General features: G+C 60.5%; 11 protein-coding genes. 4 read left to right on the forward strand and 7 right to left on the reverse strand.

The genetic code is table 11. The features are described from left to right. Window positions 1–147 precede the first annotated feature (147 nt). Window positions 148–726 carry a recombinase family protein gene (locus tag ABCW42_RS21890; protein ID WP_423185057.1) on the forward strand — a complete coding sequence of 193 codons (579 nt, stop codon included), beginning with the start codon at window positions 148–150 and terminating at the stop codon, window positions 724–726. A 1120-nt stretch (window positions 727–1846) separates the two neighbouring features. Here ABCW42_RS21890 and ABCW42_RS21895 read toward each other — a convergent pair. The 6 genes from ABCW42_RS21895 to ABCW42_RS21920 form a co-directional block, all read right to left on the reverse strand. Next, complete coding sequence (locus ABCW42_RS21895; protein ID WP_423185058.1) at window positions 1847–2593, reverse strand: FadR/GntR family transcriptional regulator; 747 nt, start codon at window positions 2591–2593, stop codon at window positions 1847–1849. 64 nt (window positions 2594–2657) lie between these two features. After that, complete coding sequence (locus ABCW42_RS21900; protein WP_423185059.1) at window positions 2658–3383, reverse strand: alpha/beta fold hydrolase; 726 nt, start codon at window positions 3381–3383, stop codon at window positions 2658–2660. A gap of 10 nt (window positions 3384–3393) precedes the next feature. Next, on the reverse strand, window positions 3394–4176 hold the full coding sequence (locus tag ABCW42_RS21905; RefSeq protein WP_423185060.1) for an enoyl-CoA hydratase/isomerase family protein: 783 nt from the start codon (window positions 4174–4176) through the stop codon (window positions 3394–3396). After that, the gene (locus ABCW42_RS21910) at window positions 4173–5276 is read right to left on the reverse strand and encodes an ABC transporter substrate-binding protein (protein ID WP_423185061.1); all 1104 of its coding nucleotides are present in this window, start codon (window positions 5274–5276) and stop codon (window positions 4173–4175) included. Before ABCW42_RS21910 ends, ABCW42_RS21905 begins: the two co-directional genes overlap by 4 nt. Window positions 5277–5414: 138 nt before the next feature. Then, window positions 5415–6791, reverse strand: a complete 1377-nt coding sequence (locus ABCW42_RS21915; protein WP_423185062.1) for an MFS transporter — start codon at window positions 6789–6791, stop codon at window positions 5415–5417. A gap of 141 nt (window positions 6792–6932) precedes the next feature. Continuing rightward, window positions 6933–7451 (reverse strand): SRPBCC domain-containing protein, encoded by a 519-nt coding sequence (locus ABCW42_RS21920; protein WP_423185063.1) that lies wholly within the window; start codon window positions 7449–7451, stop codon window positions 6933–6935. A gap of 91 nt (window positions 7452–7542) precedes the next feature. Here ABCW42_RS21920 and ABCW42_RS21925 point away from each other — a divergent pair, with 91 nt between their 5' ends. Together ABCW42_RS21925 and ABCW42_RS21930 are read left to right on the forward strand one after the other, a co-directional pair. Continuing rightward, on the forward strand, window positions 7543–9108 hold the full coding sequence (locus ABCW42_RS21925) for an AMP-binding protein (protein ID WP_423185064.1): 1566 nt from the start codon (window positions 7543–7545) through the stop codon (window positions 9106–9108). 68 nt (window positions 9109–9176) lie between these two features. Continuing rightward, window positions 9177–9500 carry a DUF1330 domain-containing protein gene (locus ABCW42_RS21930; protein WP_423185065.1) on the forward strand — a complete coding sequence of 108 codons (324 nt, stop codon included), beginning with the start codon at window positions 9177–9179 and terminating at the stop codon, window positions 9498–9500. 726 nt (window positions 9501–10226) lie between these two features. On the opposite strand, the gene ABCW42_RS21935 is transcribed toward ABCW42_RS21930, so the two are convergent. Beyond that, the gene (locus tag ABCW42_RS21935; protein WP_423185066.1) at window positions 10227–11252 is read right to left on the reverse strand and encodes a LacI family DNA-binding transcriptional regulator; all 1026 of its coding nucleotides are present in this window, start codon (window positions 11250–11252) and stop codon (window positions 10227–10229) included. Window positions 11253–11438: 186 nt separating this feature from the next. Between ABCW42_RS21935 and ABCW42_RS21940 the strand changes: the two genes are divergently transcribed. After that, entirely contained in the window at window positions 11439–12374 is a 936-nt protein-coding gene (locus ABCW42_RS21940; RefSeq protein WP_423185067.1) for a dihydrodipicolinate synthase family protein, read from the forward strand. The last annotated feature ends 118 nt before the right edge of the window (window positions 12375–12492 follow it).

Genomic DNA, 12492 nt, shown 5'->3' on the forward strand with positions numbered 1-12492 from the left:
GAGTCGTAAGTACTGTTTGCCGCCTTTGGCGGTTTCTGCACGTCTAGGCATGGGTGCTGGCGGTCTTGCTTTGTCCCGGCAAGGTGTCTCATATTGGATTTCTCGGTATCACGCGTTTTCGTCCTTTGATGAGACTAGGGGAGTGCGATGGCTCGTCTTGGTTATGCACGGGTGAGCTTGGCGGATCAGCATACTGATTTGCAGCTGCACGAGCTTGAGGCTGCCGGGTGTGACCGGATCTACACCGACCATGGGGTCAGCGGGACCCGGATAAGGCGTCCGGAGCTGGACCGGTTGTTGGAGCGTCTGGATCGCGGTGATGAGGTTGTGGTGTGGAAGCTGGACAGACTCGGGCGCACCACCCGTGACCTGCTGGAGCTGCTGGATGATCTGAAGTCCCGCGGCATCAAGTTCCGCTCGCTGCGGGACGGCATTGCCACCGACCCTGATAGTGAAGTCGGGGGAGCGGTCGCCCAGGCCATGGTCACCATCATTTCTGCTTTTGCCCAGCTTGAACGGGATCAGCTTTCCGAACGCACCAAGGCGGGCATGGCCGCAGCGGCCGCCGCAGGCCGAAGGATCGGACGGCCCGAGGTCATGGCAGGCGACGAGAAGGTCCGGCGCGCCCGGGAGCTGAAGGCGCGAGGTCTCCAAGCGGCTGAGATCGGAAAGATCATCGGGGCCAGCCGCGCCACCGTGTACCGGTACCTGAGCATGAAACCTTGAAACGAAAACTATAGGCATTTCGCAGGTTGCTGCACGTAACCGATCAGCGTGGTCAGAGCTGTAGCGTTGAGGGCACCCCGGGAATCCGACAGGCCTAGAATCACGCCACTTTTGAGCAGCGCCGCGGGTACCGCCGACACGTGCGGTGCACGACCGCTTTACGGGCGCCTGTTCTCGGTACAAAGCGGCGAGCCGGAACGGCGCCGGATTGCGCGAGACTGGATAATGCTCGAGCGATGGCTTTCCATAGATTTCTCGCCGGTGTTGTTGTCATTGCCGGCGTCGCTGGAATCCTTGTTCTTGCTGCCATGGCTGACGCGGCAGGTAATCCGCAGCTCGGATTCGGGATGATCGCCGGACTGGTGATCCTAATATCCGCCCTGACAGCTGCGGCCTGGTTCCTCAGATCAAGAAGCCGGCGGTCCAGCGGGCAGTACGGCCGGGCAGGGGCACAGGGAGTGCGCGCTCCCGGCCGCACCCTCCGAGCTGAAGAGTCGGAAAGCTACCCGTGCGATGCACAGTCGGTGTGGTCGCTGATCCGCTCCGCTGAGTCCGCTGTCCTGCTGGGAAATGCGGCACGTGCGTTCAGGGTTCCCGGAACCCCGACGGGGTCGGGGAACGACAGAGCTTTATTCGGGCGGACGGGTCAGCCTCTACGATTGAGGTTGTCGAGGAGGAAGCACCTTACTGGGCCAAGGCGGTAACTGTCGAGCCTTCCAATGCTGACATGGTGCAGACCTACCGGATTGAGCCATCGGAGGGCGGGTGCACTCTCAGGATGGGCGTGACAGCTACGATTCCGGCAATCCCCGGTTTCTCCAGACTGTACGAAAAGGAGTGGCGAAAACACACGCGGCGCTACTTGGACCGTGTCAAGGAAACCCTCGCCTCAGAGGCTCCGCGCCACGGATGACCATCGGCTTTCGAACACCTCTCACCGAGGGACACACGCTGTTTGCTGGGAAATTCAGCTAAGAATCCCAGCCCACATCATGTGATCGGCGTGCTGCACGATGGTGCGTTCTAGTCATGGGTTTTACGGCAGGGGTTACAGGTAGTACCTGGCGATAGGAACGGCGTCCTCTCGGGGAGTCCGCCGGTGAGGAGCCCCTGCGGATTTTTAGGAATGGTGGCGGGCTTCATTGTAGAAGTCAACGTGCTGACCGACGCATTGTGCGGCAGCGTCTCCGTCTCCTGCCCGGAGGGCTTCCACCAGCTTTCGGTGATTTTGTTGGGCCTTGAGCGCTAGTGTCTGCCAGTCGTTCTCTTCGCCGTGAGCCTTCACGAGGTTTTCGGTAACTGCGTCTCGCATGGATCCCATGAGGTGCGCGAGCAGTGGGTTGCTGCTGGCCAGTGCTACGGCCACGTGGAATTTTCCGTCGAGCGCGAGATACCTCTCACGGTCCTCCACCAGGTCGTCCATCTGGGCCAGCAGCTTTTCCATCCCGGCAAGTTGTTCGTCCGTGCGCTTTGTCGCGGCGACACGGGCGGCTTCTTCTTCAAGCAGACGGCGGGTTTCGAGAACATTGTCCAGGTCGAAGTGTCCCAAGGCCATGTAAAGGCGCATCAGCCTTGAGATCATGGGGCCCAGCTTGTCGCTGATCTTCGTGCCCCCAGCGGATCCCACACCTGTTTTTACGGTGATGATATCCATGGCATCAAGGACCCGAAGTGCTTCGCGGACAGATGGCCTGCTAACTTGCAGCATTTCACTCAGGGCGCGTTCACTGGGCAGACGGTCGCCCGCGTTGAGCTGTCCCTCGTGAATGAGGGTTTCTAATTGGCTCAGGACGCTCTCGAATAGCCTTTGCTTTCCTACTGGAGCAAATAGCTCGACGTTGCCGTCTTCGTCTGCGAGTTGCGTCATGCGGGGCCTTTCCGCTGTCTGGTGTCTACCTCCAAGCTTAGCTGGTCATACCAACTGACTATTCCTAATCGCGGCCTGCCTCTTCAATTTTGGAAGCCAGCAATTTGGGTGCGGTGTACATGACTTCGTGGCCTCCTGGCATTTGAACCAAGCGGAAGTATCCCAGCCTGTTGGACATTCTCGGGTGCCACCCCCATTCTCCTTGCAGCAGGCAGTTGTCTTCCGTGGCGTGCAGATAGCTCTTCGGGATCGGGAGTTCGAAGAACTTTTCCAGGTCGACCTGTTCGGTGAAGGTCCGGAAGGGGTGAGGGCGCAGTCCGTCGTAGATGTCCTTTGCGAGGTCGTAAGAGGCGTCGTTCATGAAGCCGTCGCGCCATACTTCGAACGGCAGCATTACCCTTCCGTCGCCTCGCTCCTCAGCGTTTGCCTGCAGGGCTGGTGGGAAGAAGGGTGGGATGTTCTCGAGGACCGTTTGTCCGTCTAAGAGAACGAAGGCGCCTTGGAAGACCATTCGTCGGATTCTGTAAGCCAAGGCTTCTGCGATCTTGGCAATCAGAACGCCGCCCCAGCTGTGGCCGACAAGGACGAAATCGTCGAGGTCTTTTTCGAGGATATAGTCGATGATCGGTTTGCAGGCGTCGTCGGTGCTGATATCGGCCGGGTCCCCCGGGCGGAGTCCTGCGGCGGTGGGTGTGTGGACTTCGTGTCCTCGCGCTTCAAGTTCTTCGCGCACTTGCTCCCAGCTTTCGCCGAATTGCCAGGCGCCGTGCACCAGTACGTAAATTGTCATTTCGTGGTCCTCATTGTCCTGTGTAGTTGGGGGTGCGTTTTTCGACGAAAGCAGCGAGGCCTTCGCGCATGTCTTCTGTTTGCATGTGGGCGTACATCGCGTCGCGTTCGGCCTTGAGCCCGGCTTCCAGGGATTGGTCGAAGCTTTCATCGATGAGCTGTTTTGCTCCGGCGAGGACTATCGGGCTCTTGGCCGCTATCGTCTCAGCCAGTTCCTGGACACGCTTGTCCAACTGGTCGTCATCGACGACTTCGTTGACCAGGCCCCAGGAGAGGAAGAAGTCAGCGGGGAAGAGCTGGCCGGTGAAGGATAGGTACTTCGCGCGGGCTGGCCCTACCGCCCGGGCCAGGCGCACCGCTCCTCCAGCACCTGGGAGTAGGCCGAAGTTTGCGTGGGCATCGCCGATCCGGACGCTGCGTGCTGCAACAACGAGGTCACATGCCATTGCTATTTCCAACCCGCCAGCAGCGGTAACTCCGTTGAGGGCTGCGATGACTGGTTTGCCGATCCGGGGGATGTGTTCAAGGGTCGCGGCCGCGCGTTCAAGAAATACCTGCACGGTGTCTTCGGCTGAGGGGTCGAAGGAGTTCAGGTCGCCGCCGGCGCAGAACGCGCGCCCCGTTCCGGTGATGACGAGGACACGGACGCTGGGATCCGTTTCAAAGCGGGTAAGTGCCTCGTCCAGTTGGGGTACCAGTTCGGCGTTAAGTGCATTGAGCGCTTCCGGACGATTCAGGTGTATCCATCCGACTGGTCCTTGCACGTGGGTCAAGACAACCTGCCTGTCGTTCATGACGACCTTCCTTGGTGATTTGTTTCTTGCGCCAGCTCGTTGCTGGACCAGTCTGTTAGCACGAATCTGCCGTCTTGAATGACTGTGACGGCTACTTGATCAGCGTTCAGGCCGTGGTGGTTGGTGGCCGAGAATCGGTATCGGCCTTGGGGAGTGACGACGGCAACTTCCTCAAGGGCGTCCCGGATGAGTTTCGGATCATCACTGCCGGCTTGTACCACCGCCGCAGCGATGAGCGTTGCTGCCGAGTACCCGTCGCTTGCGTATGACGATGGTGGACGGCCGTGGAGCGCTTTGAATGCCTGGGTGAAGGAGGTAGCAGCCTCCGCGACGTCGGATGCAGGCAGCTCGTCTGCTACGAGCCCGAGGTTGGCTGCAGCGATGACGCCGTCGGCGGCTTCCCCGGCGGCGTCCAGGAAACGCTGGTTGGAGTTTCCATGACTCATGGCGAAGGGAAGTTCCCGTGGCCGCTGCCGGACTAGTGCGATAGCCGGTGGTCCTGTCGCCCAGGCCATGATGCCGTCGACTCCGGCCCGCATCACCCCGGCCCAGAGCGAACCGAAGTCTGTCGTGTCAACATGGAACTTGTCGAGGTGCACGAACTCTACGCCGTAGTCCTTCGCGAGCCGTGTTTGTTTCTCCAACCCGGTTTTGGCGAACATGCTGTTGTCGTCGTAAACGAGGGCCAGCCTTGTGAGTCCATGGGCCCGGAAGTAGCGAAGCATTTGCTCGGCGACTGCCGATGCAGTTGGGGGTGTCATGAATCCGTTGGCACGGAGCGGATCGACCTGGCTATCTGCTGCGCCGGTTGAGATGTACGGGACCGCCGCTTTTTCAGCTTCCGGGATGATAGCAAGGCTGGCGTTGGAGAACGATGTTCCCACAACGGCGCATACTCCTTGCTCAACCAATTCGTTGTAGGCCCTTACGGCTTGTGCGGGGCGGGTTTCATCGTCGGCCACAAGGAGCTCAACGTTTTGTCCAAGCAACCCTTGTCCCGCGTTGAGCTCGGCAACAGCGAGTTCCGCTCCCAAGCGGTTCTCGGTGCCGCCCGGGTTGTTGCCGGTCAACGATGCTACTTGACCTATGACAACTGGCATTAGGTGCCATCCTTTCGTGGTTCACTTTGCGATCGGGACCCAAGGCTCCTGAGACCGTGTTCGTGTGTTGAGCGAATGTGCCGCGGGTTGCGAAGGAATTGCTCGTTATGCCCTCCGCCACCCGCCTCGGGTGGGGCGCTATTGGACTGCCTCTTCCAGGCTCTTACCTCGTGTTTCGCGCCCCATCGCTAGGACTGCGGTAGCTGCTGCGAGGAAGCAGAAACCCAAAACGATAAACGTGGCTGCGTATCCCCAGGTGAGCAGAATCGCCGGCACGACAAGTGGACCGATCACGGAACTGACTCGTCCACAGGCAGTTGCTGTTCCGATACCGGTCGCGCGGCACGCGGTGGAGAACAGTTCCGGCGTGTAGGCGTTGAGTGCCGAAGTCATTGCGGAGAGGAAGAACTGCAGTACCGAGCCAGCGACGATGGCCATGGCTGGCGAGGGTGCATTTCCATACCAAAAAGCAGCAGCGGCGGTGCAGACGGCGGCGGCCATATAGATAGGACGCCGGCCCAGCCGCTCCAGAAGAAACGACGATGTCAAGGCACCGGGAATTCCCCAAACCTGCATCAGCATGGTTATGCCGATCGATGATGCAATGCTGGCACCGTTGTCGAAAAGCAGCTTCGCAATCCAGATGGTGATTCCGTATTGGGCCATGAGCTGGAAGAACCACATCGTCCAAGCCGTCACCGTCCGCTTGCCTTGGGCGCCCGCGAACAGATCCCGCAGAGGTCCCCGTGAAGCAGGAATGGTGGAGCCGTCCACGGGCGGCGGAGGAGTGATGGTAGTGATGGAACCCGGAGGGGCGGCCGCTTCAAAGCGCGCCAGGGTCTTCTGTGCGGCTTCAAGACGCCCGTGGGTGACTTGCCACCGGATGGATTCAGGAACTCCACGGCGTACAACGAAGGAGAACATGGAGAGCACGAACATGATGATGAAGGCTGTTCGCCAGCCCACGAGCAGCGTTATGCCACCGGAGAAAAGGAACGAAAGAATGACAAGCACTTGGGCGGAGCCGAGGAAAGTCCCTCGCCGCTTTTTGGTAAGGAACTCCGATGCAAGTGCCATGGCGCACGGTAGTTCGGCTCCCATTCCGATTCCGGTAAAGAACCGGGCGGTCAACAAAGAGCCGTAGTCCCAGGTAAATGCCGTGAAGAGGCTGGCAGCACCCCAGAGCAACATGCTGTAAGTAAATACGGGCCGTCGACCAAAACGGTCGCATAGCCATCCTGAGCAGATCGAACCAATGGCCATGCCCACAAACGCCATGCTGGCGATTGTGCCGGATTGGATCTTATCGATGTGCAACTCCGCGCTGATGGGGGCCAGGACGAAGGTCAGGAGGGCAACATCCGCAGCATCAAACAAGTAGGCCAGGCCAATGATCGTAATGAAGCGTTTGTGGAGCCGTGTGAAGGGCAAGCCTTCCAGCCGAGCCATGATCTCAGGACCGGTGCGGGGGAGTGTTCCGATTGATGCCTGTGAAGCATCGGGTTGAGATTGCATTGTGTCTCCGTGCCGTTATTCAAGGAAATGTGGAATGTGAATCCGACGGCTTAGGGCCGTTTGTTCATCGCCCGTTGTCCTCACGAGTGAATCTGCAGACATGTGACGATTTGCGCGGTGTCGGGGCAAAGCAGACAGGCGTCAGCCTGCTTCGGTCACCTCTGAGAAACGCAGGGTTTCGAGCAGTTTGTCCATTCGGTCGTAGGACTGGCGTAGCCGATCCAGGCCCCCTGCAGCGACCCTGTCGCGCAAGGCAGACGACGAAAACTCGCAAACCAAGGTGACTGTGGTGCCGTGGTCATGCGCGTCGAACCAGATAGTGATCAAACTTTCTTCAAGCTTCTCCGAGGACGGATCGGCTCCAGGCCAGTCCTTGGTGTAGCTGAACATCCGCGGCCGATCGAGCTCACGGTAGGCGCCACCGAAGATCACCTCGGTTCCATCCGGGCCTCGCTGTCCGAAACGCCACGAACCGCCCGGTCGAAGATCCGCTTCTGTGATGTGGTTTTCGTGGCCTTCCAGGCCCCACCACTTGCTGACGTGTTCCGGCTCGTTGTGAACGTCCCAGGCAAGTTCCGGGGTGGTCTGCAAATCACGGGAGATCACCAAGGTGGTCTGCCCCTTGGGTGAGACAAGAACGGAATCTGCGGTAGAAGTCATCAGGCACTCTTTCGTGCTTGGATGGTTGGTCTTACCAAGTTACCATAGATAGTGTGCTCTATGTCACGCTTAACTTCAAAGAAGAGGTGAAATGATGTCGTCACTGACAGACGTCAACTACAGCGATCTGCTGATTGAAGCTCTCACGCGGTATCCGAAGAGGACCGCGTTCGTGGCGGGAGACCGCCGGCTGTCCTACGACATGGTCCGTGATCGGATAGGCCGGTTCATGCGCGTACTTTCCGACCACGGCGTGGTTCCCGGTGACGGCATCGGTGTTCTCAGCGCCAACATGCCTGAAGTGTGGATGGTTCAGGCCGCAGCTACCCTGCTGGGTTTGCATTACAGCGGACTCCATCCACTGGGTTCGGCAGAAGACCACGCCTACGTGTGTGATGACGGAGGCGTGAATGTTCTCATCGTTGATCCCGCCCATGCCTCCGTTGGTGGAGAGATCATGGCCAGGTCAGCGGTCGTAAGGCACACATTTGTGCTGGGGCAGTCCGATCTCGCGCCCGATTTGATCCGCCTTTCCGAGTCAGCTCCGCCTACCCTGCTCGTGCGGTACGACTTCGGGCCGGATCATGTTCCTTGGATTGCCTACACGGGGGGCACAACGGGCCGCCCCAAAGGGGTTAAGCTCCCGGACCGGGCGATGTCTCAGGCGGTCGTGTCGGTGACAGCGGCACTCGACCTGCCGAGCAGCCCTCGATACCTGGCAGTTGCACCGCTCTCGCACGCCGGCGTGCTCCCGATCGTACCGACCCTGCTGAGGGGAGGCACGGTCGTCGTGCAACGCGGCTTTGACCCCGAGCAGTGGCTTCGCACGGTTCAGGACGAACGCGTAAATTGGAGCTTCTGCGTTCCCACCATGCTCTACAAGCTGCTCGACTCAGGCCTGGCCGGCAGATTCGACGTCAGCTCACTCGAAACCTTGATGTATGGGGCCTCACCGATGTCCCCGTCCCGCATTGCCGAGGCTCACGAGGCTCTCGGACCAGTACTGCTCCAGGCCTATGGCCAAACAGAGTGTGTCTCCTGGGCAACAGTCCTGCGTAAAGACGAACACGACCCGAATCGCGACCCCGACCTGCTGGGCTCCTGCGGGCGCCCGGTCCTGGGCGCCAGGGTAGAACTCCTCGATGAGGAAGACCAGCCCGTGGCAGCAGGTGCCGTCGGGGAAATTTGCGTGCGCGGCCGCGGAATCATGAGCGGGTACCAGGGCCTGACAGCACAAACGGAAGAAGCACTCAGATCAGGCTGGCTCCACACCGGCGACCTTGCCGTGAAAGACGAACGCGGCTATTTCCACATAGTCGAACGCAAGAAAGACATGATCATTTCAGGCGGGTTCAACGTTTATTCCCGCGAGATCGAAGACGTCATCGCAGAGGACCCCGACGTCGCGGCCGTAGCGGTGATCGGGATCCCAAGCGCCCAGTGGGGCGAAGCAGTAACCGCTGTCGTGGTCCCTCGGCCTGGCAGCACAGTTGACATCTCGACTCTTACCGAGTCAGTAAAGCGACGCAAGGGTGCCCATCAAGCGCCCAAGGCAATCGAAATCGTAGACCGGCTGCCCCTGACAGCAGTCGGAAAAATCGACAAGAAACGACTGCGCGAGCAGTACTGGGCGGGCCTGGAACGACACGTCCACTGACACCACCGGTGCCCGGTCAATCCCGGGCACCGGAACAACTCTCAAGAACCCCTACTCCTAGGAGAATCATGCCTGCATATTGGTTGGGACGAGCAAACCCCCGCGACGGAGCACTACTGGCCCGATACGCCGAAATCGTGTCCCGCATTCAACCCCGATACGGATTCGAACCGCTGTCCCGCGGTCAAGCCTTTGTCGAACTCGAAGGCGACCTCAAATTCGAACGTTACTTCCTCCACCGCTTTCCATCCCTCGAAGAAGCACTGGCGATGTACAACTCGCCGGAGTACCAGGAAGCAGCAGCCATCAGACAAGCCGCATGCAACGGCTCTGAGTTGGTCATTATTGACGGCGGCGACAACCGCAAAAATTCATGGGTCGGCTTTCAATAGCCGAACCCTCGGTACTGCCGCCATTCAACTCATTTCACGAAACGCAAACCGGAGCACGGTCCTAACGGGTGCCACCAGGGTTGCGCCCGCCCCCACAGCATGAGAGGACATCTATGCATTCCGCGACTGCCCGCAGGCCTCGCGTCCCACAGCCCAGAACGTGGACCCCAAGCCCCGGCGACATAGTTGAAATACGCTCCCGCAGCACTTTCCCTCGTACAGGACGAGTGGAAGAAGTAATGCCCGACGGTAGTGGTTTCTGGCTCGAACCATACGGCCCAGACGAACGCCGCTACATCTGCATGAAGGACGAGGAACTTGCCGTCTGGGCGTAAGGAACTGCCGAGATGCTGGCAGCATCTCGAAGGTCTGCCTGAGATCTTCTGGGTGTGGCTCAGATCTATGAAGCCGGGGGTGTTTCCCCTCCCTTACCTCGTTCACTACCCCGTTTGGACGAAAGTGAGACATCGTCGAACTGGCCCTTACGACGATCCCTCACGAACCGTTTGTGGAAACTAAAGCCGAATCCAAGCCGGCAACACGAAACACAACTGATCCAAGAAGCTTGCCTTTCTTTGAGGGAGGCTAATCGGACGTCACAGTGCGGAGGGCTGTGCAACAAAGGGCCGTCCATGAAACAACACCCCGGACCGCATCGCAGTCCGGGGTGTTGTGTTCCGTGTGCGACTTTGGCCCCGATGCGCAGCTGGCTCTCCTGCTGGGGGCCTAATTGGAGAAGTGTTTGGGTTTTCCGCTGGATTGACGGGGGATGAGGGTGGGCATGGCCCGTCGGATGTGTGGTTCGGTGCCGGGGTTGACGATGAGGTCGACGGCGGTGGCGGCGATTTGGTCCAGGGGGACGTGCACCGAGCTCAGGGGTGTGGGGAGCCTGGCGGAGAGCGGTGTGTCGTTGTAGCCGACGAGGGCCAGGTCGTCGGGGATCGTGACGCCGTGGCGGTGGGCTGCGGCCATGATGCCCATGGCGATGTTGTCGTTGGCGGCGAAGATCGCGGTGGGGCGTGTGTGGGGGTCGTGGGTCAGGAGGGCCTCGCCGGCCGTGTATCCGTTTTCGATGCCGTAGCCGGCTGCGATGAGCCATTCCTGGCGGGGTTCGATGCCGGCTTCCTGGAGGGCTTTGCGGGCGCCGTTGAGCCGCGCTGTTCCGGTGGAGGTGAATCCGGGTCCGGTGATGACGGCGATGTCGCGGTGGCCTAGGTCGATGAGGTGGCGGACGGCCAGGTAGCCTCCGGTTTCGTCGTCGCCGAGTGCGGAAGGGCTTACCCCGTCGGTGCGCAGGACCAGGGCGTGGGCCACTCCGCGTTGGCGCAGGAGCTTGGGTAGGTCGTCGTCGAGGCGGGCGGTGGCGAGGATGAGTCCGTCGACGTTGCGGTCCAGGAGGGTTTCGGCGGCGCGGCGTTCGTCGTCGGGGTCGTCGCCGCTGCTTGCCACCATGGCAAAGTAGCCTCGTGCTGACGCGGCTCGTTCCAATGCTTCGAACATGAGGGCCATGACGGTGTCGCTGAGGCGGGGGACCAGTACTCCCAGGGTCCGGGTTTCTCCCCGTCGGAGGCTGGAGGCGAACGAGTTCCTGCGGTAGCCCAGTTCCTCTGCGATTTTGCGGACATGGGCTGCAGCGGCCGACCGTGAGGTGGTGCGTTCATCCAGGGCACGGCTGGCCGTGGAGATGCTCACGCCGCTTGCTGCAGCAACGTCTTTGAGCGTGACTATGGCTCCCGGGGCGGCCGGCTCCATTGCGTTTCTCCTCTTCAACAGGGGCGTTACAGACACTCTATTCCTCCTTCTTGCAAACGTTCTCTTGACAGTGAGCTGGGACACGCGCAAACTTGAAAACGTTCCTGCAAACGTTTTCAACGTTAGCGGGACTACTGACATCAGAGAAGAACTACTGACATCAAAGAAGACAAGAAGGTAGCTGCAATGACACTCGATCTCCGCGGACTCAGCCCCGCACCTGTCACTCCGTTCACCGAAGATGGCGCTATCGACTTCGCTGCGATCCAGCGCCTGGGTTCATGGCTCGGATCGATTGACGGGGTGAAGAGCCTCGTCGTCCTGGGCCACGCCGGCGAAGGCACGTTCCTTACCGAAGAGGAGCAGTTGGACGTTATCCGCGCGTTCGTGGCCTCCACCGACGGCCGTGTGCCGGTCGTGGCGGGCATCACCAAGGAGGGCAACAAAACCGCGGCCCTCGAGGCCAAGAAGGCCGTCGAGGCCGGCGCGTCAGCTGGTCTCGTGTACCCCTCGCACGGGTGGCTGCGCTTCGGTTACCAGCAGGGCGCCCCGCAGTCCCGGTACAAGGAGATCTACGAAGAGTCCGGTCTGCCGCTGATCCTTTTCCAGTACCCGGACAACACCAAGGCGAGCTACGACCTGGACACCCAGTTGGAGATCGCTGGCCAGGAGGGCGTCTTCGCCACGAAGAACGGTGTGCGGAACATGCGCCGGTGGTACACCGAGATCCCCGCGCTGCGCGCCGCGTACCCCGAACTGCAGGTGCTCTCCTGCCATGACGAGTACCTGCTGTCGACAATGTTCGATGTCGACGGACTGCTCGTGGGCTACGGCAACATCGCCCCCGAACTGCTCGTCGAACTGATCGAGGCCGGCAAGGCCCAGGACTACAAGCGTGCCCACGCAATCCATGAGCGCCTGCTGCCGGTGACCCAGAACGTCTACCACCGCGGCTCGCACATGGAGGGCACCGTCGCCCTGAAGTGGGGCCTCGTGAACCGCGGCATCCTCGAGCACGCTACAGTGCGCACCCCGCTGCTGCCCCTGCCCGAGGGCGCCGAGACCGAGATCGCGGAAGCCTTCGCTGCTGCGAACATCGGCAAGGTCACCGCTACCGTCTGATCCCTGCTTCACTGGATCCTAAGGGTGGCGGGCACACCGCCCGCCACCCACCCAACTTTTGCTCCACCCTCGGTCAATGACGACCCCCGGCAACACAGCTGGAGAAGGAGGACTCGCC

Source organism: Arthrobacter sp. NyZ413, from assembly GCF_049390645.1.
Classification (GTDB): Bacteria; Actinomycetota; Actinomycetes; order Actinomycetales; family Micrococcaceae; genus Arthrobacter.

What these genes read in the sequence shown, in the direction of transcription:
- ABCW42_RS21890 (WP_423185057.1), top strand. Translation starts at nt 148, where the DNA reads ATGGCTCGTCTTGGTTATGCACGGGTGAGCTTGGCGGATCAGCATACT.
- ABCW42_RS21895 (WP_423185058.1), bottom strand. Translation starts at nt 2,593, where the DNA reads ATGACGCAACTCGCAGACGAAGACGGCAACGTCGAGCTATTTGCTCCA.
- ABCW42_RS21900 (WP_423185059.1), bottom strand. Translation starts at nt 3,383, where the DNA reads ATGACAATTTACGTACTGGTGCACGGCGCCTGGCAATTCGGCGAAAGC.
- ABCW42_RS21905 (WP_423185060.1), bottom strand. Translation starts at nt 4,176, where the DNA reads ATGAACGACAGGCAGGTTGTCTTGACCCACGTGCAAGGACCAGTCGGA.
- ABCW42_RS21910 (WP_423185061.1), bottom strand. Translation starts at nt 5,276, where the DNA reads ATGCCAGTTGTCATAGGTCAAGTAGCATCGTTGACCGGCAACAACCCG.
- ABCW42_RS21915 (WP_423185062.1), bottom strand. Translation starts at nt 6,791, where the DNA reads ATGCAATCTCAACCCGATGCTTCACAGGCATCAATCGGAACACTCCCC.
- ABCW42_RS21920 (WP_423185063.1), bottom strand. Translation starts at nt 7,451, where the DNA reads ATGACTTCTACCGCAGATTCCGTTCTTGTCTCACCCAAGGGGCAGACC.
- ABCW42_RS21925 (WP_423185064.1), top strand. Translation starts at nt 7,543, where the DNA reads ATGATGTCGTCACTGACAGACGTCAACTACAGCGATCTGCTGATTGAA.
- ABCW42_RS21930 (WP_423185065.1), top strand. Translation starts at nt 9,177, where the DNA reads ATGCCTGCATATTGGTTGGGACGAGCAAACCCCCGCGACGGAGCACTA.
- ABCW42_RS21935 (WP_423185066.1), bottom strand. Translation starts at nt 11,252, where the DNA reads ATGGAGCCGGCCGCCCCGGGAGCCATAGTCACGCTCAAAGACGTTGCT.
- ABCW42_RS21940 (WP_423185067.1), top strand. Translation starts at nt 11,439, where the DNA reads ATGACACTCGATCTCCGCGGACTCAGCCCCGCACCTGTCACTCCGTTC.